Raw genomic sequence first — 24,458 nt, forward strand, 5'->3', positions numbered from 1 at the left:
CGCGGAGATGCGGGCACAACGCGGCTGTTTTCGGCGTTTCGACCGGGCTTGTCCGCCCTCAAGATTCGCTCGTACCCGTCCGCCCCCCGAGGAACCGACATGCTTCGTTCGCTATGGATCGCCAAGACCGGCATGGAGGGCCAGCAGACCAAGCTGGACGTCATCTCCAACAACCTCGCCAACGTCGGCACCAACGGCTTCAAGCGCGGCGGCGTCCAGTTCGAGGACCTGATCTACCAGAACCTGCGCCAGGCCGGGGCCGCCAGCAGCGAGCAGAGCACGCTGCCGACCGGCCTGCAGGTCGGCCTGGGCGTGCGCGCCGCCGGCACGACGCGCAACTTCAGCCAGGGCAACCTGCAGCAGACGGGCAACAGCTACGACATCGCGATCAAGGGCAACGGCTTCTTCCAGATCCAGATGCCCGACGGCACCACCGGCTACACGCGTGACGGCGGCTTCCAGGTCGACAACGCCGGCCAGCTGGTCACCAACCAGGGCTACCCGGTGCAGCCCGGCATCACGATCCCGGCCGACGCCAAGACCGTCACCGTGGCCGACGACGGCACGGTGCAGGTGACGACCGCCGGCAACGCCACGCCGACCACCGTCGGCCAGCTGCAGCTGGCGAACTTCATCAATCCGGCCGGCCTGGAGTCGCTGGGCGGCAACCTCTACGCCGAGACCGCGGCCTCGGGCACGCCCAACACCGGCACGCCGGGCACCAACGAGCTCGGCGCGCTGCAGCAGGGTTTCGTCGAGACCAGCAACGTCAACGTCGTCGAGGAGCTCGTCAACATGATCGCGACGCAGCGCGCCTACGAGCTGAACTCGAAGGCCATCCAGACCTCCGACCAGATGCTGCAGAAGCTGGGGCAGCTGTGAACACGCTCGTGAGGACCTGCCTGGCCGCCGCGGCGCTGGCGCTCGCCGGCTGCGAGACGATGTACCCGACGGTGCAGTTCGAGCAGCCCACCGGCGCCGACACGCCGCCGCCGGTGGTCGCGGCCGAGGCGCCGAGCACCGGCGCGATCTTCCAGACCTCGCAGTACCGGCCGCTGTTCGAGGACCACCGCGCGCGCCAGGCCGGCGACACGCTGCAGGTGCGCATCGTCGAGAAGATCAGCGCCACCGCCAAGTCGACGAGCTCGCTGGACAAGACCACCGACCTGAGCGGCGGCATCACCGCGCTGCCCGGCATCAACGCCGCCACGGCGCTGCGCCGCGCCGCCGTCAGCGCCAACTCCGAGAACAGCTTCGCCGGCAAGGGCAGCACCCAGAACAGCAACGACTTCCAGGGCACGATCACCGTCACCGTGCGCGGCGTGCTGCCCAACGGCCACCTGCTGGTGGCCGGCGAGAAGCAGATCGGCGTCAACGCCAACGTCGACGTGCTGCGCTTCTCGGGCCAGGTCGACCCGCGCGCGATCGAGCCGGGCAACGTCGTGCAGAGCACGCGCATCGCCAACGTGCGGCTGGAGCAGCGCGGCCGCGGCGCCCAGGCCGACACCAACGCCGTCGGCTGGCTCAGCCGGGTGTTCTTCAGCGTGCTGTGGCCGCTGTGAGGAGCGACACGATGCGAAGCCTTGTCCTGCTCGTCGCCGCCGCGCTGACGGTGCTCGCCGCCGCGCCGGCCGCCGCCGCGGTGCGGCTCAAGGAAGTCGCCGCGGTGCAGGGCGTGCGCGCCAACGCGCTCGTCGGCTACGGCATCGTCGTCGGCCTCGACGGCACCGGCGACCAGACCACCCAGACCCCGTTCACGACGCAGAGCGTGACGGCGATGCTGCAGCAGATGGGCGTCACCGTGCCCGCCGGCAGCAGCATGCAGCTGAAGAACGTCGCCGCGGTGATGGTCACCGCGCAGCTGCCGGCCTTCGCCCAGCCGGGCCAGCAGATCGACATCAACGTCTCGTCGATCGGCAACGCCAAGAGCCTGCGCGGCGGCACGCTGATCGCCACGCCGCTCAAGGGCGCCGATGGCAACGTCTACGCGCTGGCCCAGGGCAACCTGATCGTCGGCGGCGCCGGCGCCTCGGCCAACGGCTCCAAGGTCCAGATCAACCACCTGAGCGCCGGCCGCATCCCGATGGGCGCGACCGTCGAGCGCACCGTGCCGACGCCGCTGCTCGACGGCGACGGCGTGCAGCTCGGGCTGCAGGCCGACGACTTCGCCACCGCCCGCGCCGTGGCTGACGCGATCAACCGCGCCAAGGGCCAGGGCACCGCCGTCGCGCTCGACGGGCGCAGCGTGCGCGTGCGCGCGCCGCAGGCGCCGGGCGAGCGCATCGCCTTCCTCGCCGACATCGAGAACCTGACGGTCGAGATCGCCAAGCCCGCCGCGCGCGTGGTGCTCAACGCGCGCACCGGCTCGGTGGTGATGAACGACGCCGTGACGCTGGGCGCCTGCGCCGTGGCCCACGGCAACCTGTCGGTGACGATCAGCACCACGCCGCAGGTCAGCCAGCCCAACCCCTTCGGCCAGGGCCAGACGGTCGAGTCGGCCAAGTCCGACATCGCCATCACCCAGCAGGGCGGCTCGCTGGTGCAGCTGCCCGCGGGCACCAAGCTGGCCGACGTCGTCAAGGCGTTGAACTCGCTGGGCGCCACGCCGATGGACCTGCTGGCCATCCTGCAGGCGATGAAGAGCGCCGGCGCGCTCAACGCCGAGATCGAGGTGATCTGATGGCTGCCGGCCCGTCCTCGCTGTCGGTCGACTCGCGCTCGCTGGCCTCGCTGCAGGCCAAGGCCCAGCACGACCCCAAGGCCGCGGTGCGCGAGGCCGCCAAGCAGTTCGAGCGCCTGTTCATGAACGAGCTGCTGAAGAGCATGCGCCAGTCGACGATGGCCACCGGCCTGTCCGACGACCCGGGCCGCAAGATGGGCACCGAGATGCTCGACGAGCAGTATGCCGGCCAGCTCTCGGGGCTGCCGGGCGGGCTGGCCGACGTCATCGCGCGCCAGCTCGAGCGCCAGATGGGCATGGCGCCGGGGCCGATCCCGGTCACCGGCTCGGCCAACAACACGCCGGCGCCGCTGTCGGCGCGGCCGCAGGCCACGCGCATCCCGCAGACCGGCGCCGCCGGCTTCGTGCAGCAGCACGCCGGCGCCGCCGAGCGCGCCGAGCAGAAGACCGGCATCCCGTCGGAGTTCATGATCGCCCAGGCCGCGCACGAGACCGGCTGGGGCCGCAAGGAGATCCGCCACGCCGACGGCTCGCCGTCGTTCAACCTCTTCGGCATCAAGGCCGGCGCCAGCTGGAAGGGCCCGGTCGCCGAGGTGACGACCACCGAGTACGTCGACGGCAAGGCGCAGAAGATGGTGCAGAAGTTCCGCGCCTACGCCAGCTACGAGGAGTCCTTCGCCGACTACGCGAAGCTGATCTCCGAGAGCCCGCGCTACCGCGACACGGTGGCCGGCGCCACCGACGCGAGCACGTTCGCGCGCGGCCTGCAGAAGGCCGGCTACGCCACCGACCCGGCGTACGCGGACAAGCTCACCCGCGTCATCAACACGACGCTGCGCGTGCAGCGCAGCCTGGGGTAAGGGATGGCCGCTTCATCGCTGATGTCGCTGGGCATGCGTGCCATGACGGCAAGCTATGCCTCGATGCAGGTCACCGGGCACAACATCTCCAACGCCAACGTGCCCGGCTACTCGCGCCAGCAGGCCGAGCTGGCGACGGCCAAGGGCCAGTACACCGGGGCCGGCTTCTTCGGCAAGGGTGTCGACGTGGCCAGCGTCACGCGCGCGCACGACCAGTTCCTCACCCGGGCGGCGGCCTCGGCCAAGTCGCTGGCGGCGATGGACGAGACGCTGTCGCAGCGGCTGCAGCTGCTGGAGGACGTGTTCCCGACCGGCGAGAGCGGCCTGGGCTACAGCGTCGGCAACTTCCTCAACGCCATGGTCGACCTCGCCTCGCGGCCCGGCGACACGGCCACGCGCCAGGTCGTGCTGGCGCGTGCGCAGGACCTGGCGACGCGCTTCAATGCCGCCGCCGGCCAGATCGACACGCTGCAGGCCGGCGTCACCGCCGACCTGAAGACCACCGTCTCGGCGGTCAACGGCCTGACCAAGAGCCTGGCCAAGATCAACGACCAGATCGCCGCCGCGCGCGGCCTGGGCCAGCCGCCGAACGACCTGCTCGACGAGCGCGACCGCATCGTCAGCGAGCTGTCCTCCAAGATCCAGGTCAGCACCGTGATGGCCGACGACGGCACCGTCGGCGTCTTCGTCGCCGGCGGCCAGAACCTGGTGCTGGGCGCGACCTCGGTGGACATGCGCGTCACCACCGACCCGCTGGACACCTCGCGCTCGGCGCTGGCGCTGGTCGACGGCGACAAGCTGCGCATGCTCGACGAGAACTCGCTGGGCGGCGGCTCGATGACCGCGCTGCTGCGCTTCCAGAACGAGGACCTGGTCGACGCGCGCAACCTCGTCGGCCAGCTCGCCGCCGGCGTGGCCTCGGCGGTCAACGGCCAGCAGAGCCTGGGGCTGGACCTCAACGGCAACACCGGCAAGCCGCTGTTCCAGGTCGGCGCGCCGTCGGCCCGCTCGGACATCAACAACTCGCGCGACGCCAGCGGCAACTTCGCCGCCACGCTCAGCATCTCCGCGCCCGACGGCACCGTGCTGAAGGCGTCGGACTACCTGGTGCGCCCGGACCCGGCGACGGCCAACGGCTACGTCATCACGCGCCTGTCGAACCCGCAGGAGACCTTCCAGCGCACCGCCGACGCCAGCGGCCGCTTCGAGGTCGAGGGCCTGGAGGTCACGGTCAGCGGCACGCCGGCGGCCAGCGACCGCTTCCTGCTGCAGCCGGTGGCGCGCGCCGCCAGCGGCATGAACGCGCTGCTGCAGGACCCGCGCCAGATCGCCGCCGCCTCGCCGCTGGTCTCCTCGGTGGGCTCCGCCAACACCGGCACCGCGTCGGTGGCCTCGCTGACGATGGTGCGCACGCCGGACATGACGGCCAGCGCGGCGATCAGCTTCTCGACGACGCCCTCCGGCCAGCTGCAGTACAGCTGGACCGTCACCGACGGCGGTGGCACGTCGACGACGACCGGCCCGCTGGACTGGAACGAGGAGGGCATCGTCCCGCCCGAACCCGACTCGATCAACGGCGCCCGGCTGCGCCTGGCCGGCGTGCCCAGGGCCGGCGACACGATCGCCGTCAACACGATCGCGCCGGCCTACGTCGGCGCCAACAACGGCAACGCGCTGGCGCTGGCCGGCCTGCGCGACCAGGCCATCGTCGGCCGCAGCGAGAGCGGCGGCGTCTACAGCGGCGGCATGGTCGCCACCGACGCCTACGCCGCCGCGCTCGCCGACATCGCGGTGCGCGTGCAGACGACCAAGGCCGCCTCGACGATCTCGACCTCGGTGGCCAACCAGGCCGAGCTCGCGCGCAGCGAGGTCTCCGGCGTCAACCTCGACGAGGAGGCCGCGCGCCTCATCCAGTACCAGCAGAGCTACCAGGCCGCGGCCAAGGTGCTGCAGGTGGCCCAGAGCGTCTTCGAGACGCTGCTCCAGACCGCGGCCCGCTGAGGCCGCCTTCCAAGAGGCTGAAACGCCATGCGAATCACCGCTGCCAACGCCTTCGAGACCTCGATCAAGAACCTGCAGAAGCGCCAGGAAGGGCTGTCCGACGCGCAGGACCGCCTCACCAGCGGCAAACGCGTCGTCACCGCCAGCGACGACCCGGTGGCCGCCGCACGCGCCGAGCGCGCGCTCGCCGCGATGGTGCGCAGCGAGGCCAACCAGCGTGCGCTGGAGGCCAGCCGCAACGTCATGCTGCAGGCCGAGTCGGCGCTGGGCAATGCCGGCGACCTGCTGCAGCAGGCGCGCGAACTCGTCGTCCAGGGCGGCAACGGCAGCTACGGGGCCAGCAACCGCGAGACGCTGGCCGACGCGCTGCGCGGCATCCGCGCGCAGCTGCTGGGCGTGGCCAACCGCGGCGACGGTGCCGGCGGCTACGTCTTCGCCGGGCAGGGCGCCGACTCGCCGCCGTTCGTCGACACGCCGGGCGGCGTCATCTTCCGCGGCGCCGAGGGCGAGATCAGCGCCGCCTCGGACGAGGCCCTGCCGCTGTCGGTCGACGGCCGGCAGGCCTGGCTGGGTGCACGCGACCCGTCGGGCACCGGCACGGTCTCGGTCTTCACCGCGCTGGACACCGTGATCGGCAAGCTCTCGGACGGCACGCTCAGCGAAGCCGAGGTCTCGACCGCGGTCAAGGAAGGGCTGGCCGACATCGACGCGGTGATGAACAACGTGCTCACCTCGCGCGCCGCCGCCGGCGAGGCGCTGAACCGCACCGACATGGTCGAGAGCCGCATCGCCGAGAGCAAGCTCGCCGCCAAGACCGAGCGTTCCAACGCCGAGGACCTTGACATGGTGCAGGCGATCTCCGACTTCCAGAACAGGCAAACCGGCTACGATGCGGCACTGAAGACGTATTCCCTGGTGCAGCGGCAATCGCTGTTCCAGTACCTCAGCGCCTGATGCACGACCTCCCGATCCTGGGCCCGGTGGCCCTGGGCTTCAGCCCGGTCATCGACCGCCAGCACGCCGTCGTCGCGACCCGTCTCACGGTCTTCCCCGAACAACCCGACGCCGGTTGCGACGTCGACGCGTTGCTGGCCGCCGTCGACGCGGTCTGGCCGCCCGAGGCCGACGCCGGCACGCCGGCGCTGTCGCTGAACCCGCGGCCGCTGGCGCCCGGCGGCGCCCGCCCGGCGGCGACGCTGCGGCCGGTGTCGCTGAACCTGGCCGGCGAGCGCCTGCTCGCCGACGTGCTGGCCGCCGCGCCGCGGCCGCAGGCCATGATCGAGGTGCCGGCCTTCCTGGCTGCCGAACCGCGTTTCGCCCAGGCGCTGGTCGCCCACGCCGAGGCCGGCGGCACGCTGCTCGTCAAGGGCCGGCCGCTGGCGCCGCTGCCGCCGCAGGTGCTGTCGGCGTTCTCGTTCGCGATCCTCGACCACGACGCCGCCGCGGCCGGCCCCGCGCTCGCCGGCCTGGCCGAGCTGCGCGCCGGCGCGCGCACGATGGGCGCCGTCGACGCGGCGCTGCAGCGCGGCGCCATCGCCACGCTGGGCTGGCCCAGCGACGAGCCGGTGGCGCGCTCCGGCCGCCAGGGCGTGCCGCCGGACGTGCAGGTCGTCATGCAGCTGATCCAGGGCGTGGACCGCGAGGAGCCGGTCGCGCGGCTGGAGGCCATCATCAAGCGCGACCCGACGCTGGGCTTCCGGCTGCTGCGCTACCTCAACTCGCCGGCCTTCGGCCTGTCGGTCGAGATCAGCTCCTTCGGCCATGCGCTGATGATGCTCGGCTACCAGCGCCTGAAGCGCTGGCTGGCGCTGCTGCTGGCCTCGTCGTCGCGCTCGGCCGCGGCCAAGCCGCTGATGTACGAGGCGGTGCGCCGCGGGCTGCTGATGGAGGAGCTCGCGCGCGGCAGCGACGACGCCGAGATGCGCGGCGAGATGTTCATCTGCGGCGTGTTCTCGCTGCTCGACCAGCTGCTGCAGCAGCCGGTGGCCGACCTGCTGAAGAGCGTGCCGGTGCCCGAGCGCGTGCGCCAGGCGCTGGTCGACGAGACCGGCCCGTTCCACCCCTTCCTCGAGCTGGTGCGCGCGATCGAGCAGGAATCGGTGTTCGACATCCGCGAACGCGCCGAGACCCTGCTGCTGGCCCAGGGCGAGGTCAACCGCGCCGTGCTCGCCGCGCTCGCGTCGGCCCGGTCGCTGGACTGACGTCCCGACCTTGGCCACGCCGACGACTTCCGCCTCCTCGCCCGAACTGCTCGCGGCGCTGCTCGACGAGGTCGCCGACGCGCTGCTGTGGTTCGACGCGCGCGGCGTGCTGCGCGCCTGCAACCAGGCCGCGCTGCGCCTGCTCGGCTGCGAGCCGGGGCAGGGCACGCTGCAGCTCGCGCCGGTGCTCGGCGTCGACGCGATCCGCTGGCTCGACCGCGCCTTCGCGCTGCCCGACCGCAGCGAGACCCTGCTGCCCGCCACCGACGGCACGCTGCTGCGCCTGGCCACGCGGGCGCTGGGCGGCGGCCATTCGCTGCGCGTCGTGCCGCAGCCGCAGCTGCCGCCGCCGCGCCCGCCGCTGCCGCTGGACGCCGCGCGCAGCACCGACGAGGCGCGCCGCGCCGTCGCGCTGCTGTGGAGCTCGCCGTTCGCCGCGACGCTGCAGGACGACGATTTCCGCATCCTCGACGCCAACGACGCCTTCGTCGAGCTGAGCGGCTATGCGCGCGAGGCGCTGGTCGGCCGCGACCCGGCCGAGCTGCAGCTGCCCGAGGAGGCCGGCGCGCACCTCGGTGCACGCGCCGAGCTGCGCGCGGCGCTGGCCGCCGGCGTGCCGCTGCCGGCCGTGCCGCGCAGCCTGGCCGACGCCCGCGGCGGGCGCCACTGGTTCATGCTGGTGCCGCAGAACCTGGCGCCGGCCGGCGCGCCGCCGCTGTGGCTGGTCGTCTGGCAGGACGTCACCTCCGAACACCACGCCCGCGTGCATGCGCGACGCGCCCAGGACGAGCTGCTGCGCTGGTTCGAGCTGGCGCGTGCCGGCATGCTGGTCTACGACGACGCCGGCCTGGTGCTGACGTCCAACCCCGCGCTGGAGGCGCTGCTCGAGCAGGTGCCGGTGCTGCTGGCCGATGCCGACGAGGCGCTGCAGGCGCTGCTCGGCTGGGAGGACGGCGCGCCGCTGGCCGCGCTCGTGCCCGGCGCGCCGCCGCTGGAGCGCCAGGCGCTGGTGCCGCTGCCCGGCGGACGCCGGCGGCGGCTGGGCGCGCGCCTGTCGGGCTGGGCCACCGAGGCCGGCCAGCGCCGCGTGATGGCCGTCGTCGAGGACCGCAGCGCCGAGGAGGAGCGCGACCTCGCCCAGCTCGAGATCGGCATGCTGATGGACACCGCCAGCATCGGTGTCGCCACCTACGACCCGGCGCGCGGCTGGCTGGTCTCCGACCGGCCGCGGCCGGCGCCGGCCGCCGCCGGCGAACGTGCCGGCGCCGGGCTGCAGGGCATCGGCCGCGAGCTCGTCGAGCCCGAGTCGATGGCCGAGTACGAGCGCCTGCAGCGTGCGCTGCGCCTGGGCGAACGCGCCGAGGTGCGCTACGCCGTGCGCCACCCCGAGCTGGGGCTGCGCTGGCTGCTCACGCGGGTCGAGCCGGGGGCGCTGTCGGGCGGCCGCACGACCTCCGTCGTCACGCTGGACGTCACCGACCAGGAGGTCGCGCAGCGCCGCAACGAGCAGCTGCTGCGCGAGCTGACGACCATCCTCGACGGCTCCAACGCCGGCATCGCCTACCTGCGCGGGGCGCTGCTGGTGCGCTGCAACCACCGCTTCGAGCGCATGCTCGGCGTCGCCGCCGGCGCCGCCGCCGGGGCATCGCTGCAGCAGCTCTTCGGCGCGCCCGACGGCAGCGGCGGCATCGCCGCCGAGATCACGCGCGCGATGGCCGAGGGCCGCGGCTACGAGACCGAGCTCGTCGCCGGCGAACGCCGCGGCCAGCCGGTCTGGTACTCGCTGTCGGTGCACCGCGCCGAGTCGGCGCTGCCCGAGGCCGAGGCCGAGGCCGTGGCGGTGCTGACCGACATCTCCTCGCTGAAGGCGCAGCAGGGCGAACTCGAGCGCCTGCTGCGCGAGCGCGACCTGATGTTCGACCTGTCCGACGTCGGCATCGCGACGATGCGCGGCGCGTGCATCGAGCGCGCCAACCAGGCGCTGTCGCGGCTCACCGGCTACCGGCCCGAGGAGCTGGTGCAGCTGCCGACGGCCCGCCTGTGCCCCGAAGGCGAGTGGGAGCAGCGCGAGCGCGAGGTGCGCGACGCGCTTGCCGCGGAAGGCCGCTTCAACGGCGAACGCACGCTGCGCCGCAAGGACGGCGAACTGGTCTGGGTGCAGGCCGCGGTGCGCCCGGTCGACGCCGAGGATGCCGGCGCCGGGCTGATCTGCTCCTTCGTCGACATCGACGCGGCGGTGCGCGCGCGCCGTTCGCTGCAGGTGCAGGCCGAGCGCACGCGGGCGATCCTGAACTCGGTGCTGGTGGGCATCGTCACCGTCGGCGACACCGGCATCACCTGGATGAACCGCTCGGCGCAGCGCATGTTCGCCGGCGAGCTGGCCGACTTCATCGGCCGGCCGATCGCCACCGTCGCCACGCCCGAGGACGAGCATCCGCTGCGCCGCGGCGACTGGAGCGAGCGCCTGGCCGCCGGCGAGACCGAGCCCTTCGAGTGCCGGCTGCAGGCCCGCGACGGGCGCGAGTTCTGGGTCGTCGGCAGCGTCGTCGCCACCGCCAGCGAGTCCAGCGGCCCGCAGCTGACCTTCGCGCTGCTCGACGTCGAGCGCCGCCGCCAGGCGCAGATCGCGATCGAGCAGGCGCGCGAGTCGCTGCGCCGCATCATCGAGACCGCGCCGCTGGCGATCGCGCTGTTCGACGCCGCCGAGCTGCGTGTGCAGGAATGCAACCACGTCGCCGCGACGCTGTTCGGCCGCCCGGTCGACGAGGCGCTGGGGCGCACGCCGGCCGAGCTCTGCAAGCCGGCCACCGCGCAGGCCGTCGAGGACTGGCTGCGTGCCGCGGCCGCCGGCACCGACCTGCAGCGCCACGAGCTGCGCGAGCTCGGCGCCGCCGGGCAGACCACGGTCTGGGACACGCGCATCGCGCCGGTGGCCGGGCCGGTGGGCGCGCCGCTGCTGCTGCTGGTGGCCAGCGACGTCACCGAGGAGCGCGAGGCCGAGCAGGCGCGGCTGACGGCCGAGATCGTGCAGCGCGAGTCGCTGGTGCGCGAGGTGCACCACCGCATCAAGAACAACCTGCAGGGCGTGGCCGGGCTGCTGCGCCACAACGCCAAGCAGCACCCCGAGATGGGCTGGCTGCTGTTCGAGGCCGAGGCGCAGGTGCAGGCCATCGCCCAGGTCTTCGGCCTGCAGGTGCGCAGCGGGCCGCTGGGTGCGGCCGCCGTGGTCGGCGCGATCGCCCAGTCGGTGCGCCGGGCCTTCGGCCGGCCGGTGCTGTTCTCCGCCGCGCCAGGCGCCGAGCGCTACCTGCTGCCCGAGGCCGAGGCGATCCCGATCGCGCTGTGCGTCAACGAGCTGCTGGCCAACGCCGTCAAGCACGCGCCCGAAGGCGACCTGCAGTGCCTGATCACGCCGGGCGAGGCCGCCGGCGAGCTCGTCGTCGAGGTGCGCAACCCTGGCCGCCTGGCCGAGGGCTTCGACATCGACCAGGTGCCGCGCGGCATGGGCGGCCTGGCGCTGGTGCGTTCGCTGCTGCCGCGCGGGGCCACGCTGTCCCTCGAACAGGCGGGTGGCGAGGTCCGTGCGCGCATCCTGCTGCGTCCGCCGCGTGTTCTGCTGCAGCCGTAGGCGAGAATAGCGGCGGTCGCGCGGAGGGCGACGGTTCGATGGCTTCGAAGGGCAGGATTCTGGTGGTGGACGACGACCGCCTCGTGCTCGCCGCCGTGACACACGGTCTGGCGCAGGCGGGGTACGAGGTCGTGGACGCCGACAACGGTGACGAGGCCATCCTCAAGGCCCGCCAGCTGCGCCCCGAGATCGCGCTGCTGGACATCCGCATGGAAGGCAAGAGCGGCTTCGACGTCGCCGAGTACCTGCGTGACGTCGCCCGCATCCCGTTCATGTTCCTGTCGGCCTTTGCCGACGAGGCGACGATCGCCAAGGTCCACGAGCTCGGCGCCGTGGCCTACCTGATCAAGCCGCTGGACATCGACCAGATCCTGCCGACCGTCGACGACGCGTTCGCGCGGCTGCGCGCCGGCCAGCTCGCGCCGCCGCCGGCGGTCGCGCCGGTGGTGGCCGCCGCCGCGCCTGCGCCCGAGCCGCTGTCGGACCCGCTGCCGCTGGCCGTCGGCGTGCTGATGCACCGCCACTCGCTGTCGCGCCAGGCGGCGCGCCAGCGCCTGCAGCGCATGGCCGCCGAGCAGGGCATCGCCGAGACGGCGCAGGCCGAGCGGCTGGTCGCCGCGGTCGAGGAGCTCGCGCGCTCGTCCTGAGGCGCGGCGCGCCTCAGTCGCGCAGCGTGAAGTGGAAGGTCGCGCCGCGGCCGGGTTCGGCTTCGGCCCAGACCTCGCCGCCGTGGCGGCGCACGATGCGCCGCACCGACGCCAGGCCGACGCCGCTGCCGGGGAACTCGCTGGCGCTGTGCAGGCGCTGGAACAGGCCGAACAGCCGGTCGGCCGAGCGCATGTCGAAGCCCGCGCCGTTGTCGCGCACGTAGTACGAGACGCGGCCCTCGTGCGGCTGGCTGGCGAAGACGATGCGCGCCTTCGGGTTGCGCGCGCTGTACTTCCAGGCGTTGCCGAGCAGGTTCTCGAGCACCAGGCGCAGCAGCGTCGGGTCGCCGCGCGTCGCCAGGCCGGGCTCGATCTCGACCTCGACGCGGCGCTCCGGCGGCGACTGCCGGCGCAGGTCGTCGACGACCCAGGCCGCGAGCTGCGACAGGTCCACCGGCTGGCGTGCCAGCGGTTGCTGCGACAGCTTGGCCAGCGCCAGCATCGAGTCGATCATGTGGTTCATGCGCGCCGCCGCGCCGAGCACCCGGTCCAGGTGCTCGTTGCCGAGACGGTCGAGCTGGCGGCCGTAGTCCTCCTTCAGGATGCGCGTGAAGCCCTCGACGACGCGGATCGGCGCGCGCAGGTCGTGCGAGACGGTGAAGCTGAACGCCGCGCCGTCGCCTTCTTCGCCGGCGCGGGCGGCCTGCATCACCAGCAGCCCGGCCTCGGCCTCGATGTCGCAGCGGCGCAGCACCCAGCCGTCGACCTCGGTCGCGCTGCCCGGCGCCGAGGCGGCGAGCGCCTCGCGCACCGCGGCCGGCAGCCGCGCGAGGACCTCGCCCCAGGCTGGGGCGTCGCGCTCCAGCCAGCGGCGGGCCGCCGGGTTGAGGGCACGCAGCGCCCAGCCGTCGGCGCGGCCGTCGCCGGCGGCCAGCAGCGCCGGCACGTCGACGGCCTGCAGCACCGCCTGCAGCGCCGCATGGTCGGCCGCCAGCGCGTCCTGCGCCGCCACCGGCTCGGCGGTGCCGCTGAAGCCGTCGAAACGGCCGAGTTCGTCGAAGCTCGGCGCGCCGCGCAGCCGCCAGGCGCTGCCGTCGGCGCGCAGGCGCACGCGCAGCGCGCGGAAGGCGCGCTGCGTCGCCAGCCGTGCGCCGAGATCGCCGTCGGCTTCGGGATGCGAGGTCTCGAACTGCTCGCACAGCGGGCCGCCGGCGGCCGGGCCGCCGACGCTGCTGCCGGCCGGCGGCTGCAGCGCGACGAGGCGGTGCGACGCGTCGCTGCGCCAGACCCAGCCGTCCAGCAGCGACTCGGCCTCGCGGCGCGCGGCGCGGGCGCCCCGCAGCGCGGCCTGCGCCGCCTGGCGTTCGCGCAGCCCGCCCAGCGTGTAGGCGGCGGCGCCCACGCCCACCAGGGCCAGGCCGCCGAAGAGCGTGCCGCGGTCGCCGCCGCCGGTGCAGCCGGTCATCGACAGCAGCCCCGCGATGCCGGCCAGGCGCAGCGCGAGAGCGCTGCCGGCGTGGCGCAGGCGGTGGCGGGTGACGAGCATGTGAACGATTGTACGGACGGGGGCTGCGGCCGACGCTGTCGACAGCAAGCCTGCGGCAGGACACGAAAGCGGTGCCGGAAACGGGTATGGTGCGCGGGCACGTGCCGGTCGCCGGGGCGCGGCGGAGACGCCGCGCACGAGATGCTGCGGCAAGATTGCTCACCGCGGCGGCGTCCGTGGTGCCGCCTGTCGTGACCCCGCTTGACCACCGCCGCGCCGGGCGCCATCCTCGCCGCCTGACCGGCGGCATGGAGCTTGCCTCGCAGCCCCGCCTATGACTGGCCAGAACATTCCGCACGACGCCCCCGCCCCGATGCTCGACGACACCGCGCTCGCGCGCCTGCGTGAACTGGACCCCGACGGCAGTCTCGGCGTCGTCGGCCGCGTGCTCGAGACCTTCCGCACCGCGCTCGGCCGTGACCTCGAGCGCCTGGCCCTTGCGCGCGACGCCGGCGATCTGAAGACCGTCGGCGAGGTCGCGCACAAGGTCAAGTCCTCGTCGGCCAGCGTCGGCGCGCTCGAGCTGTCGGCGCTGTGCGCCGAGGTCGAGCGCCGCGTGCGCGCCGGCGACACCGCCGACATCGCGCCGCGCGTGCAGGCCCTGCTCGACGAGGCCCAGCGCGCGCTGCGTGCCGTGGTCGCGGCGCTGCGAACGTGAGGGCCCCGGCACACGGTCCGATCCCTCCGCGCCGCGACGACGCGGCGCTTCTCGCTCGCCCGGAGGTCCTGCTCGTCGACGACGACGAGGTCGGCCTGCTGACCACCGCCATCGCGCTGCGCGAGCGCGGCTTCGCCATCGTCGAGGCCACGCGCGGCGAGGAGGCGCTGGCCATCCTGCGCGATCGCAAGCCCGATCTGGTCGTGCTCGACGCCCAGATGCCGGGCCTCGACGGCTTCGAGACCTGCGCCCGCATCCGCGCGCTGCCGGGCTTCGAGCGCCTGCCGATCGTCATGCTCACCGGGCTGGACGACGAGGCCTCGATCAAGCACGCCTTCGACGTGCACGCCACCGACTTCTACACCAAGGACAAGGACCGGGCGCTGAACTGGAGCCTGCTGGCGCGCCGCCTCGAGTACGTGCTGCGCGCGGCGCGCACCACCGTCGAGCTCGACCGCAACCGCGAGAAGCTGGCGCGCGCGCAGCAGCTCGCGCGCATGGGCAGCTTCGAGTGGCGCCAGGGCGGCGGGCTGACGCTGTCGCGCGAGGCGCTGGAGGTGCTCCGCGTCGGCGGCCGGCCGCCGACGCTGCGCTCGCTGCTGCGCCGCGTGCCGCGGGCCCTGCGCCTGCCGTCGCTGCGGCTGCTGCGCGACCGCGTCGCCCAGCGCCGCGCGCTCGACCAGGACCTCACGCTCGACGACGGCCTGCTCGTCGTGCACGTCGCCGGCAAGGCCGAGGAGGACGAGCACAAGCGTTTCGTCGGCTACGACGGGTTCCTGCAGGACATCACCGACCGCCACCGCGCGCAGAGCCAGTCGCGTTATCACGCCGCCTTCGACATGCTCACCGAGCTGCCGAACCGGCGCGAGTTCATCCGCCGCGCCAACCTCGCGCTCGAGGCCAGCCGCCAGCATGGCCTGCGCCACCGCGTCGCGCTGCTGCAGATCGACCTCGACCGCTTCAAGCAGATCAACGACACGCTGGGCCACCAGGTCGGTGACGAGGTGCTGCGCGAGGTCGCCACGCGGCTGCGCGGCTGCATCCGCTACCACGCCGACATCGACGACAGCGCCGTCGAGGCCGCCGGCCCGCGGGCCCACCGCGACCTGGAGACCGTCGGCCGTGTCGGTGGCGACGAGTTCGTCGTGCTGCTGCCCGAGGTCACCGACCCGGCCGACGCCGAGCGCGTCGCGCAGCGCATCGTGCTCGCGCTGCGCGAGCCGATGCGCCTGGCCGGCGTCCACGACCGGGTCGTCACCGGCAGCGTCGGCGTGGCCCTGTTCCCCGACGACGGCGAGACGGTGCAGGAGCTGCACCGCAATGCCGACCTCGCGATGTACGAGGCCAAGAAGGAGCGCGACTCGAGCATGGTCTACGGCCCCGGCCTGCTGCAGCGGCCGATGCTCGAGGCGGCGCTGCCCGGCGCGGCCGGGCGCGGCGAGCTCGAGCTGCATTACCAGCCGCAGGTCGACGTCGCCAGCGGCCGCCTGGTCGGCGTCGAGGCGCTGATGCGCTGGCGCTTCAACGGCCGCCTGGTGATGCCGGGCGACTTCATCCCGCTGGCCGAGGAGTCGGGCGACATCCTCGGCATGTCCGAGTGGGCGCTGCGCGAGGCCGCCGCGCAGGCGCGCCGCTGGCAGGCCGACTTCGGCTTCGACGGCACCATCGCCGTCAACCTGCCGCCCAAGCTCTTCCTGCGCAACGAGCTGATCGACCTGATCGACCAGCTGACCTCCGACGGCGGCGGCCCGCGCCGGCTGCTGTCGCTGGAGATCACCGAGACCAGCCTGATGCGCGACGTCGTCGGCGTCGGCCCGGCGCTGCGCCGGCTGCACCAGATCGGCGTCGACGTCTCCATCGACGACTTCGGTACCGGCTATTCCAGCCTGTCGCACCTGTCCGGGCTGCACTGCGCAGAACTCAAGATCGACCGCAGCTTCGTCGCCAAGCTCGGCATCGAGCCCACCGCCGTGCACATCGTGCGCACGATCATCGCGCTGGCGCGGCACCTGTCGCTGCGTGTCATCGCCGAGGGCGTCGAGACCGAGCATCAGGTGGAGCTGCTCCACAGCCTGGAGTGCACCCGCATGCAGGGGTACCACATCGGCCGGCCGGTGCCGGCACCGCAGTTTGAACACTGGTTCGCGACGATGGCGCTGCCGCTGCCCGCGGCCGCCGGCGCCGGCCTCGCGGCCGCCGCGCACGATCGCTGATGAACGCGCCCACCCCGGCGCAGATCGCCAAGGGCGCGCTGCGGCGCCTGGCGATGGCCAAGCTGGAGCCGACCCCCGAACACTACGCCCGTGCCTACGCCGAGGAGGCCGGCCTGCCGCTGCCGGCCGACCCCAAGGCCCAGGGCCCGGTCTGGGCGGCGCTCGTCGAGAAGCTCGTCAAGGGTGTCGAGCGCGGCGGCCGGCAGTGGACCACGGCGCGCAAGAAGGAAAGCCTGCAGCGCGTGCTCGACGGCAGCCGCGGCGACCTGCAGCGCCTGCAGCAGCGGCTGCAGGCGCTGGTCGGCGCCTGGGACGGCGACCACCGCTACGAAGACCCCGAGGCCCCGTCGGCCGAAGGCGACACGCCGCTGGAGCTGCCGCCCACCGCGCCGGCGCCGCTGGACGAGGCCCCCGGTGCCGAGGCTGCGTTGCCCGACGCGCCCTGGCAGCCGGTCGTCGCCAGCCTGGAGACCACGGTGCGGGCCGGCCTGCCGCCGGCCGAGCCGCGGGCCGCCGAGCTCGCCGACCGCCTGGCCGCGCTGGCCGATGCCATCGCCGCCGACGGCGTGTCGCCCGAACGGGTCGCCGAGGTCGACGAGCTCTGCCAACGTGCGCGCCGGCTGTTCGCCCACCGCCACCACCTCGTCGAGCAGCTCGGCGACCTGTGCCGCGAGCTCGGCCGCGGCCTGGTCGAGGTCGCCGAGGACGACAGCTGGGCGCGCGGCCAGTGCGAAAGCCTGGAGCAGCGCCTGGCCGACGGCATCACCGCACGCGGCGTGCGCGCGGCCACCGAGCTGCTGGCCGAGACGCGGGCGCGCCAGCAGCGCGTGCGCGACGAGCGCAACGCCGCGCGCGACGCGCTCAAGGGGCTGATCCACCGCCTGCTCGGCGAGGTCGGCGCGCTCGGCGAGCACACCGGTCGCTTTCACGAGAGCGTCGGCCGCCATGCCGAGGCGGTGGCACGCGCCGAGTCGCTGGAGAGCCTGGCCGGCGTGGTGCGCGAGATCGTCGACGAAAGCCGCGCCGTGCAGCAGCTGGTCGGCGCGGCGCAGCGCCGCATGGAGGACGAACACGCCAAGGCGACCGAGCTGGAGACACGCGTGCGCGAGCTCGAGGGCGAGCTGCGGCGGCTCTCCGACGAGGTCTCGACCGACGCGCTGACCCAGGTCGCCAACCGCCGCGGCCTGGCCCAGGCCTTCGACGCCGAGCGCGCCCGTGTCGACCGCGCCGGGCCCGAGGCGGCGCCGCTGGCGATCGGCCTGATCGACATCGACAACTTCAAGAAGCTCAACGACACGCTGGGCCACGCCGCCGGCGACCTGGCGCTGAAGTCGCTGGCCGCCGCGGTGCGCGAGCGCCTGCGGCCGGTGGACCATCTGGCGCGCTTCGGCGGCGAGGAGTTCGTCGTGCTGCTGCCGGCCACCCCGCTGGCCGAGGCGCAGCAGGCGCTGACCCGGCTGCAGCGCGGCCTGACCGAGGCGCTGTTCCTGCACGAGCAGCGCGAGGTCTTCGTCACGTTCTCCGCCGGCGTCACCGCCTGGCGCCCCGGCGAGGCGCTGGAGATCGCGCTCGAACGCGCCGACGAGGCGCTGTACGAAGCCAAGCGCAGCGGGAAGAACCGCACCTGCACGGCCTGAGCGGTTACGGCTTGTTGCTTTCGGGCCCTCAACAGCGGGCCCCGGGAAGCCGACTCATCGAAGACGATGAGCTCCCCACGATCGCCCTTCGGTCTGCTGCGGACGGCCTTCGACGCCGTCTTCCGCCAGGACCTCGCGCTGCGGCGGGGCCCCGGCGGCGTGCGCGTCGTGCTCAAGCGCGCCGACGGTGGCGCCGAGCCGCCGCCGACACCCGAGGAACTGGAGCGCCGCCGCCAGCACGCCGAACTGCGGGCCGCCCGCGACGAGCTCACCGGCCTGCTCGACGAGGATCACTCCGCACGCTCGACGATGCGCCATCTGGCGGTGGTCGAGCACGCGCTCGGCCGGCTTGGCTGGCAGGCGCTGGAACGTGTGCCGCTGGACGTGCTGCAGCGTGCGCTCGAGCAGTTCGAGGAGCGTGTCAGCAACTGGTCGGCGCGTGGCCTGGCCTGCCTGCGTTCGCGCATGGCGGTGGCGGTGGCCGAGCGGCTGCGCCGCGAAGGCCCGCCCAGCGGCGAGGCCGCCGCGGCGCTGGATTCGCCGCCCGACGTCGCCCGCCAGGCGATCGACCGCGCGCGGGTGACCGCCGCCGTGGCCGAGCCCGAGGTCACCGAAGCCGGCGACGACGACGAGGCGCAGGCGCTGCTGGCCGCCTACGGCTCGCTGGTCGAGCCGCCGCCCGGCCGCTGAACGGGCGTGTGCCGGGTCTCGCCCGGCCTCAGAAGGTGATGACCTTGTCGGCCCAGAGCGTCCACTGGGCGAGTTCGGGCAGGGTGCCGATGCGCGTGCCCTCGACCAGCGGCAGCTCGGCCAGGCCGCGCGCCAGCGCGCAGGTGCGGCACAGCGCGATCGGCACCTCGCGCGCGGCCAGTTCCTGCACCAGCCCGAGCAGCCCGTTGCCGCTGCCGTCGGCCTGGTTCGGCAGGCCGAGCACGACGGCGTCGGACATCAGGAACAGGCGCAGCTCGGGTGGCGTGCCGTCGCTGCCGGCCAGCGCGTTGGCCAGCCGCAGGGCCGACAGCACGCGTTCGCTGCCGTACGGCGGCGCGTGGACGATGATGAGGATGCGCTGCATCGTGGCCTTTCGCCGCGGCGCCCGGGCGCCGCGCGGCGCCGATCATAGGCCGCTCAGGCCGAGCGCTTGAACACCGACAGCGCCGCCCCGGCGGCGATGAACAGCGAGCCGAAGACGCGGTTGAGCAGGCGCACGTGGCTCGCCGAATGCAGCGACCCCAGCACGCGCGCGGCCAGCGCGGTGTAGCCGGCCATCACGACCAGGTCGGTGAAGCCCAGCGTCAGCCCGATGACCAGGTACTGCGGCGCCAGCGGCTCGGCCAGGTGCAGGAACTGCGGCACCACGGCCAGCAGGAACACCGTGCCCTTCGGGTTCACGGCGTTGACCATCCAGCCGCGCAGCACCATCGTGCGCCGCCGCACCGCCGCCGCCTCCTCGCGCGCCGCGGCCAGCGGCCGCGCCGGCGCGCGCCACTGCTGGATGCCCAGCCACACCAGGTAGGCCACGCCGCACCACTTGACGGCCTGGAAGGCCGTCGACGACGCCGCGATCAGCGCGCCCAGGCCGACGCCGACGACCAGCAGCTGCGTCCAGATGCCGGCGACCAGCCCCACCGTCGTCCAGTAGCCGCGGCGAAAGCCGTGGTGCAGGCCCGAGGTCATCGCCGCCAGCGCACCGGCACCCGGCGACAGGCTGATCGCCCAGGAGGCGGCGAAGAAGGCGAGCCAGGTGGAGAAGTCCATGCGGCGGCGTGGTCGAGGCGGCGGGGCGCCGAGTCTAGGGCACTACAGCAGCAGCAGCGCCGCGGCGGCGACGACGGTCGGCCCCAGCGCCCCGAGCAGCAGCCCGCCGGCGCCGATGCTCTCGTCGGCGAAGCCGCGGCGCAGCAGCGCGACACCGGCCGGGTTCGGCGCGTTGGCGATCACCGTCAGCCCGCCGCCGGCCACCGCGCCGGCCACCAGCATGTACTTGGCCTCGTCGGAGATGCCGGGGATCAGCGAGCCGAGGTAGGTCAGCGCCGCGTTGTCGGTCACCGCGGTCAGCGCCAGCGCGCCGAAGAACAGCGCCAGCGGCTCCAGCGACTCGACGATCGGCCGCAGCCACCAGGCCTGCAGACCGCCCAGCACGACGAGCCCGGCGAGGAAGAAGGCGACCAGCAGCGCCTCGCGCATCAGCAGCGGGCTCTGGTGGCGCTCGTAGGCCTGGGTGAAGCCCAGGAACAGCAGGAAGACCGCGAGGAAGGCCACCGGGTGGTGGGCCAGCATCACGATCGCCGCCAGCACCGCCAGATGCACCAGCACCACCGCCACCGGCGGCCGCGGCAGCGGCGCGGCGGCCTTCGGGTCGGCGCGCAGCGAACCGCGCAGCAGCCAGGTCGCGACGCTGGCATTGAAGAGCACCGCGACGGCCGCCTTCCAGCCGAAGTTCTGCAGCATGAAGGCGCTGTCCCAGTTCCAGGCCGACGCCACCATCAGCACCGGCGGTGCGGCGTAGGAGGTCAGCGTGCCGCCGATCGACACGTTGACGAACAGCACCCCCAGCGCCAGGTACTTGGCGCGCTCGGGAACGTCGCTGCGGAAGGCCAGCGGCGCCAGCGTCAGCGCCGCGATCGTCATCGCCGCCGGCTCGGTGACCAGCGATCCGCTGAGCGGCACCACGCCCAGGCCGAGCCAGGTCACGGCCACCGCGCGTGACATCGGCAGCCGCGCCGCGGCTGCGTCGACGAGGCTCCTCACCGCGGTGAGCACCGGGCCGGAACCGGCCACGACCATGACCACGAAGACGAACAGCGGCTCGGTGTAGTTGCGCGACTCGGCGTAGCCGATCGCCGCGGTCGGGCCGACGACGAAGGCCAGCAGCAGCACCAGCACGATGGCCCAGAAGCCGAACACGACCTCGACCTCGCCGAGCAGATGGAACAGGCCGGCATGGCGCGGGAAGCGGTGCGACAGGCGCTCGAACTGGCGCGCGGTGAAGGTGTGCAGCAGTGCGACGGCGAAGACGATCGCAGCCACCGTCTCGACGGCGGGGTGGTTCATGCGGAGGAACAGATGCAGCCGCGCGGCGGCCCGACCTGCGCGAAAACCTGCCGCGGCGATCTCCGCGGCACCCGGCGCCGACTTTACCCGCTGACGCTTTGACGCCGCCGGCGCGGGGTCTTGCCGTTCGCCCGCGAGTTTCGACCGTTCACCGGCGGCGGGCTGCCGTTCGGCCGAAAGCGGGGTTCCGCGAGGCTCCGGTTTGATCTGCTCCAAATCCCACCGGCTGGGTATCAAAAGCCGTTTCCGGGGCTGCCGCTGGCGCCTGCGATTTCACCGTTCAGGGGGCCGCATGCGCCGCTGGCGTGAAAGCCCTGCGGCCCGTCCGGCGACTCCTAGGATGGCTCCCGTCAGACAAACGTTCCGACACTTCGATCGATCAACCAACCGGATGGAAATAGAAATGGACCAAGCCATCTATTTCGTCGTCATGGCTGTTTGCGTCCTCGCCCTGGCATATCGCTTCTACGGGATATTCTTCGTGCGCAAGGTGCTCGCCGCCGACGACAAGGAAATCACCCCCGCACACCAACTCGAGGACGGCAAGAATTACGTCCCGACGAAGAAGTGGGTCAACGCCGGCCAGCACTTCGCCGCCATCGCCGCCGCCGGCCCGCTCGTCGGCCCGGTGCTCGCGGCCCAGTTCGGCTACCTGCCGGGCTTTCTCTGGCTGCTCGTCGGCGCCGTCATCGGCGGCGCGGTGCACGACACGGTCGTGCTCTTCGCGTCGATGAAGCACCAGGGCAAGTCGCTCTCCGAAGTCGCCAAGGCCGAACTCGGCCCGGTGGCGGGCTGGAGCACGGGCCTGGCGATGCTGTTCATCATCACGATCACGATGGCCGGTCTGTCCATCGTGGTCGTGCATGCGCTGGAACGCAACGCCTGGGGCACCTTCGCGGTCTTCATGACGGTGCCGATCGCCATCGCGCTCGGGCTGTATGAACGCTACTTCGGTTCGTCGAAGTGGGCCACCTACGTCGGCGTCGCCGCCGTCGCCGCCTCCGTCGCCGTCGGTCCGCACCTCGCGGGCACGGCGCTCGGCGAATGGCTGACGCTGCACAAGACGACCGTCAGCTGGGCGCTGCCGATCTACGCCTTCTTCGCCACCGCGCTGCCGGTCTGGATGCTGCTCACCCCGCGTGGCTACCTGTCCAGCTTCATGAAGGTCGGCGTCTTCCTGGCGCTGGTCGTCGGCGTGATCTTCATCAACCCGACGATCCAGTTCCCGGCGGTGACCGAGTTCATCAACGGCGGTGGCCCGATCCTGAAGGGTTCGGTCTGGCCGTTCATCTCGATCACGATCGCCTGCGGTGCCATCTCCGGCTTCCACGCCTTCATCGGCTCGGGCACGACCCCGAAGCTGGTCGACAAGTGGACCGACATCCGTCCGGTGGCCTTCGGCGCGATGCTGGCCGAGTGCCTGGTCGGTGTCATGGCCCTGATCGCCGCGACCTCGCTGCATCCGGCCGACTACTTCGCGATCAACTCGACGCCTGAAGTCTTCAAGACGCTGGGCATGACGGTCGTGGACCTGCCGCACCTGAGCCAGGAAATGGGCATCGACCTCGCCGGCCGTACCGGCGGTGCCGTGACGCTGGCCGTCGGCATGACCTACATCTTCACGAAGATCTCCTGGTTCACCGAGCTCGCCGCCTACTTCTTCCAGTTCGTCATCATGTTCGAGGCGGTGTTCATCCTGACCGCCGTCGACTCGGGCACCCGCGTCTCGCGCTACCTGATCCAGGACCTGGTGGGCGACTTCTTCCCGGCGATGAAGAACCTGAACTCCGTGCCGGCCGCGATCACCGCCAGCGTCATCGCCTGCGTGCTGTGGGGCTACCTGCTGCTGTCCGGTGACATCAGCTCGGTCTGGGCGCTGTTCGGTGTCTCCAACCAGCTGATGGCCTCGATCGGCCTGATGATCGGCGCGACCATCATCCTGCGGCTGTCGGCCAAGCGTGCCTACATGCTGACCTGCCTGGTTCCGCTGGCGTACCTCTTCGTGACCGTCAACTATGCCGGTTACTGGATGATTACCAACGTATACCTGAACAGCGCGGCCAAGGGCTACAACGTCTTCAACGGTGTCATCGCCTCGATCATGCTGGTTCTCGGCATGGTCATCATGGTGGCCTCGGTGAAGCGCTGGCTGGTGCTCTGGAAGGCTCGCGGTGAATCCAAGGCGATTCCCGCCGACCTGACCACGGCACACGCCTGAAGTCCCCCCAAGACGTTTTCCACGAATAACAACAAATAACGGTCCCGGCCCACCCGGCCGGGACCTCACGAAACGCCAACCAGCAGTTTTCGTTTAAGGAATCCAAATGAATACCATGACCATCGTCAGCAGCCGCGCGAATGCCTGGGAAGGGTTCGTCGGTGGACGCTGGGAAACCGCCGTCGACGTCCGCGACTTCATCCAGAAGAACTACACCCCGTACGCCGGCACGAGCGCCTTCCTCGAAGGCCCGACGACGCGCACGCTGGCGCTGTGGAAGAAGCTCTCCGAGCTGCTCAAGCAGGAGCAGGCCAAGGGTGTGCTGGACGTGTCGACCGACCGTCCGTCGACGATCGTGGCGCACGACGCCGGCTACATCGACCAGGGTCTGGAGCTCATCGTCGGCCTGCAGACGGACGCCCCGCTCAAGCGCGCGATCATGCCCAACGGCGGTCTGCGCATGGTCCAGTCGGGCCTGAAGGCCTACGGCTTCGAGAGCGACCCGACGGTCGACGAGATCTGGACCAAGTACCGCAAGAGCCACAACCAGGGCGTCTTCGACGTCTACTCGACCGAGATCTCCAAGGCGCGCAAGTCGGCCATCCTGACCGGCCTGCCCGACGCCTACGGGCGCGGCCGCATCATCGGCGACTACCGCCGCGTGGCGCTGTACGGCGTCGACGCGCTGCGCAAGTTCAAGCAGCAGGAATACAAGGACCTGGACAGCCGCGACTTCAGCGAAGACGTGCTGCGCCTGCGCGAGGAGCTCTCCGAGCAGGGCCGCGCGCTGGAGGAGCTCAAGGTCATGGGCGCCAAGTACGGCTTCGACCTCGGCCGCCCGGCGCAGAACGCGCGTGAAGCGGTGCAGTGGACGTATCTGGCCTACCTGGCCGCGGTGAAGGAGCAGAACGGCGCCGCGATGTCGCTGGGCCGCGTCTCCAGCTTCCTGGACATCTACATCCAGCGCGACCTCGACGCCGGCCTCATCGACGAAGCCCGCGCCCAGGAGTTCATCGACGACCTCGTCGTCAAGCTGCGCATCGTGCGTTTCCTGCGCACCCCCGAATACGACCAGCTGTTCTCCGGCGACCCGACCTGGGTGACCGAGGCCATCG

Annotated in this window: 19 protein-coding genes; 15 read left to right on the forward strand and 4 right to left on the reverse strand. The window is 72.6% G+C overall.

Features of this window, described 5'->3' with window-relative positions; genetic code table 11:
- Positions 1-99 precede the first annotated feature (99 nt).
- The 9 genes from flgG (at position 100) to LOC65_RS05530 (ending at position 12,017) form a co-directional block, all read left to right on the forward strand.
- Positions 100-882 carry a flagellar basal-body rod protein FlgG gene (flgG, locus tag LOC65_RS05490; protein ID WP_009856143.1) on the forward strand — a complete coding sequence of 261 codons (783 nt, stop codon included), beginning with the start codon at positions 100-102 and terminating at the stop codon, positions 880-882.
- Positions 879-1,562: a flagellar basal body L-ring protein FlgH gene (locus LOC65_RS05495; protein ID WP_009856142.1), complete on the forward strand. Its 684-nt coding sequence runs from the start codon at positions 879-881 to the stop codon at positions 1,560-1,562. Before flgG ends, LOC65_RS05495 begins: the two co-directional genes overlap by 4 nt.
- Positions 1,563-1,573: 11 nt before the next feature.
- Complete coding sequence (locus LOC65_RS05500; protein ID WP_230246867.1) at positions 1,574-2,680, forward strand: flagellar basal body P-ring protein FlgI; 1,107 nt, start codon at positions 1,574-1,576, stop codon at positions 2,678-2,680.
- Positions 2,680-3,540 carry a flagellar assembly peptidoglycan hydrolase FlgJ gene (gene flgJ / locus LOC65_RS05505; protein ID WP_009856140.1) on the forward strand — a complete coding sequence of 287 codons (861 nt, stop codon included), beginning with the start codon at positions 2,680-2,682 and terminating at the stop codon, positions 3,538-3,540. The genes LOC65_RS05500 and flgJ overlap by 1 nt, the downstream gene beginning before the upstream one ends.
- Positions 3,541-3,543: 3 nt before the next feature.
- On the forward strand, positions 3,544-5,541 hold the full coding sequence (flgK, locus tag LOC65_RS05510; protein WP_029718828.1) for a flagellar hook-associated protein FlgK: 1,998 nt from the start codon (positions 3,544-3,546) through the stop codon (positions 5,539-5,541).
- Positions 5,542-5,568: 27 nt separating this feature from the next.
- Positions 5,569-6,495 (forward strand): flagellar hook-associated protein FlgL, encoded by a 927-nt coding sequence (flgL, locus tag LOC65_RS05515; protein ID WP_164964259.1) that lies wholly within the window; start codon positions 5,569-5,571, stop codon positions 6,493-6,495.
- Entirely contained in the window at positions 6,495-7,742 is a 1,248-nt protein-coding gene (locus tag LOC65_RS05520) for an EAL and HDOD domain-containing protein (protein ID WP_029718827.1), read from the forward strand. Before flgL ends, LOC65_RS05520 begins: the two co-directional genes overlap by 1 nt.
- Before the next feature lie 10 nt (positions 7,743-7,752).
- On the forward strand, positions 7,753-11,370 hold the full coding sequence (locus tag LOC65_RS05525) for a PAS domain S-box protein (protein ID WP_230246868.1): 3,618 nt from the start codon (positions 7,753-7,755) through the stop codon (positions 11,368-11,370).
- A 65-nt stretch (positions 11,371-11,435) separates the two neighbouring features.
- The gene (locus LOC65_RS05530) at positions 11,436-12,017 is read left to right on the forward strand and encodes a response regulator (protein ID WP_009858261.1); all 582 of its coding nucleotides are present in this window, start codon (positions 11,436-11,438) and stop codon (positions 12,015-12,017) included.
- Positions 12,018-12,030: 13 nt separating this feature from the next.
- On the opposite strand, the gene LOC65_RS05535 is transcribed toward LOC65_RS05530, so the two are convergent.
- The gene (locus LOC65_RS05535) at positions 12,031-13,563 is read right to left on the reverse strand and encodes an ATP-binding protein (RefSeq protein ID WP_230246869.1); all 1,533 of its coding nucleotides are present in this window, start codon (positions 13,561-13,563) and stop codon (positions 12,031-12,033) included.
- A 313-nt stretch (positions 13,564-13,876) separates the two neighbouring features.
- On the opposite strand from LOC65_RS05535, the gene LOC65_RS05540 reads away from it, so the two are divergent.
- From LOC65_RS05540 to LOC65_RS05560, 4 genes are all read left to right on the forward strand, one after another.
- On the forward strand, positions 13,877-14,221 hold the full coding sequence (locus LOC65_RS05540; RefSeq protein ID WP_009855480.1) for an Hpt domain-containing protein: 345 nt from the start codon (positions 13,877-13,879) through the stop codon (positions 14,219-14,221).
- The gene (locus LOC65_RS05550) at positions 14,218-16,434 is read left to right on the forward strand and encodes a bifunctional diguanylate cyclase/phosphodiesterase (RefSeq protein ID WP_009855481.1); all 2,217 of its coding nucleotides are present in this window, start codon (positions 14,218-14,220) and stop codon (positions 16,432-16,434) included. Before LOC65_RS05540 ends, LOC65_RS05550 begins: the two co-directional genes overlap by 4 nt.
- Positions 16,434-18,071, forward strand: coding sequence for a diguanylate cyclase (locus LOC65_RS05555; RefSeq protein ID WP_009855482.1), 1,638 nt, complete (start codon positions 16,434-16,436; stop codon positions 18,069-18,071). Before LOC65_RS05550 ends, LOC65_RS05555 begins: the two co-directional genes overlap by 1 nt.
- Before the next feature lie 66 nt (positions 18,072-18,137).
- Complete coding sequence (locus LOC65_RS05560; RefSeq protein ID WP_230246870.1) at positions 18,138-18,761, forward strand: hypothetical protein; 624 nt, start codon at positions 18,138-18,140, stop codon at positions 18,759-18,761.
- A 28-nt stretch (positions 18,762-18,789) separates the two neighbouring features.
- Here LOC65_RS05560 and LOC65_RS05565 read toward each other — a convergent pair whose 3' ends face one another.
- From LOC65_RS05565 to LOC65_RS05575, 3 genes are read right to left on the reverse strand one after another with little or no spacing between them, the layout of a single operon-like run.
- Positions 18,790-19,146, reverse strand: coding sequence for a DsrE/DsrF/TusD sulfur relay family protein (locus LOC65_RS05565; RefSeq protein ID WP_009855484.1), 357 nt, complete (start codon positions 19,144-19,146; stop codon positions 18,790-18,792).
- Positions 19,147-19,199: 53 nt separating this feature from the next.
- Complete coding sequence (locus tag LOC65_RS05570; RefSeq protein WP_009855485.1) at positions 19,200-19,829, reverse strand: LysE family transporter; 630 nt, start codon at positions 19,827-19,829, stop codon at positions 19,200-19,202.
- Between the two features lie 42 nt (positions 19,830-19,871).
- Entirely contained in the window at positions 19,872-21,125 is a 1,254-nt protein-coding gene (locus LOC65_RS05575) for a putative Na+/H+ antiporter (protein ID WP_009855486.1), read from the reverse strand.
- A gap of 403 nt (positions 21,126-21,528) precedes the next feature.
- Here LOC65_RS05575 and LOC65_RS05580 point away from each other — a divergent pair, with 403 nt between their 5' ends.
- Both LOC65_RS05580 and LOC65_RS05585 read left to right on the forward strand, forming a co-directional pair.
- Positions 21,529-23,343: a carbon starvation protein A gene (locus LOC65_RS05580; protein ID WP_164964264.1), complete on the forward strand. Its 1,815-nt coding sequence runs from the start codon at positions 21,529-21,531 to the stop codon at positions 23,341-23,343.
- A 106-nt stretch (positions 23,344-23,449) separates the two neighbouring features.
- Positions 23,450-24,458: pyruvate formate lyase family protein (locus tag LOC65_RS05585; protein WP_310736915.1), on the forward strand; the 1,009-nt coding region annotated here is incomplete at its 3' end.

The organism is Rubrivivax sp. JA1055 (assembly GCF_020966565.1).
Lineage (GTDB): Bacteria > Pseudomonadota > Gammaproteobacteria > Burkholderiales > Burkholderiaceae_C > Rubrivivax > Rubrivivax benzoatilyticus.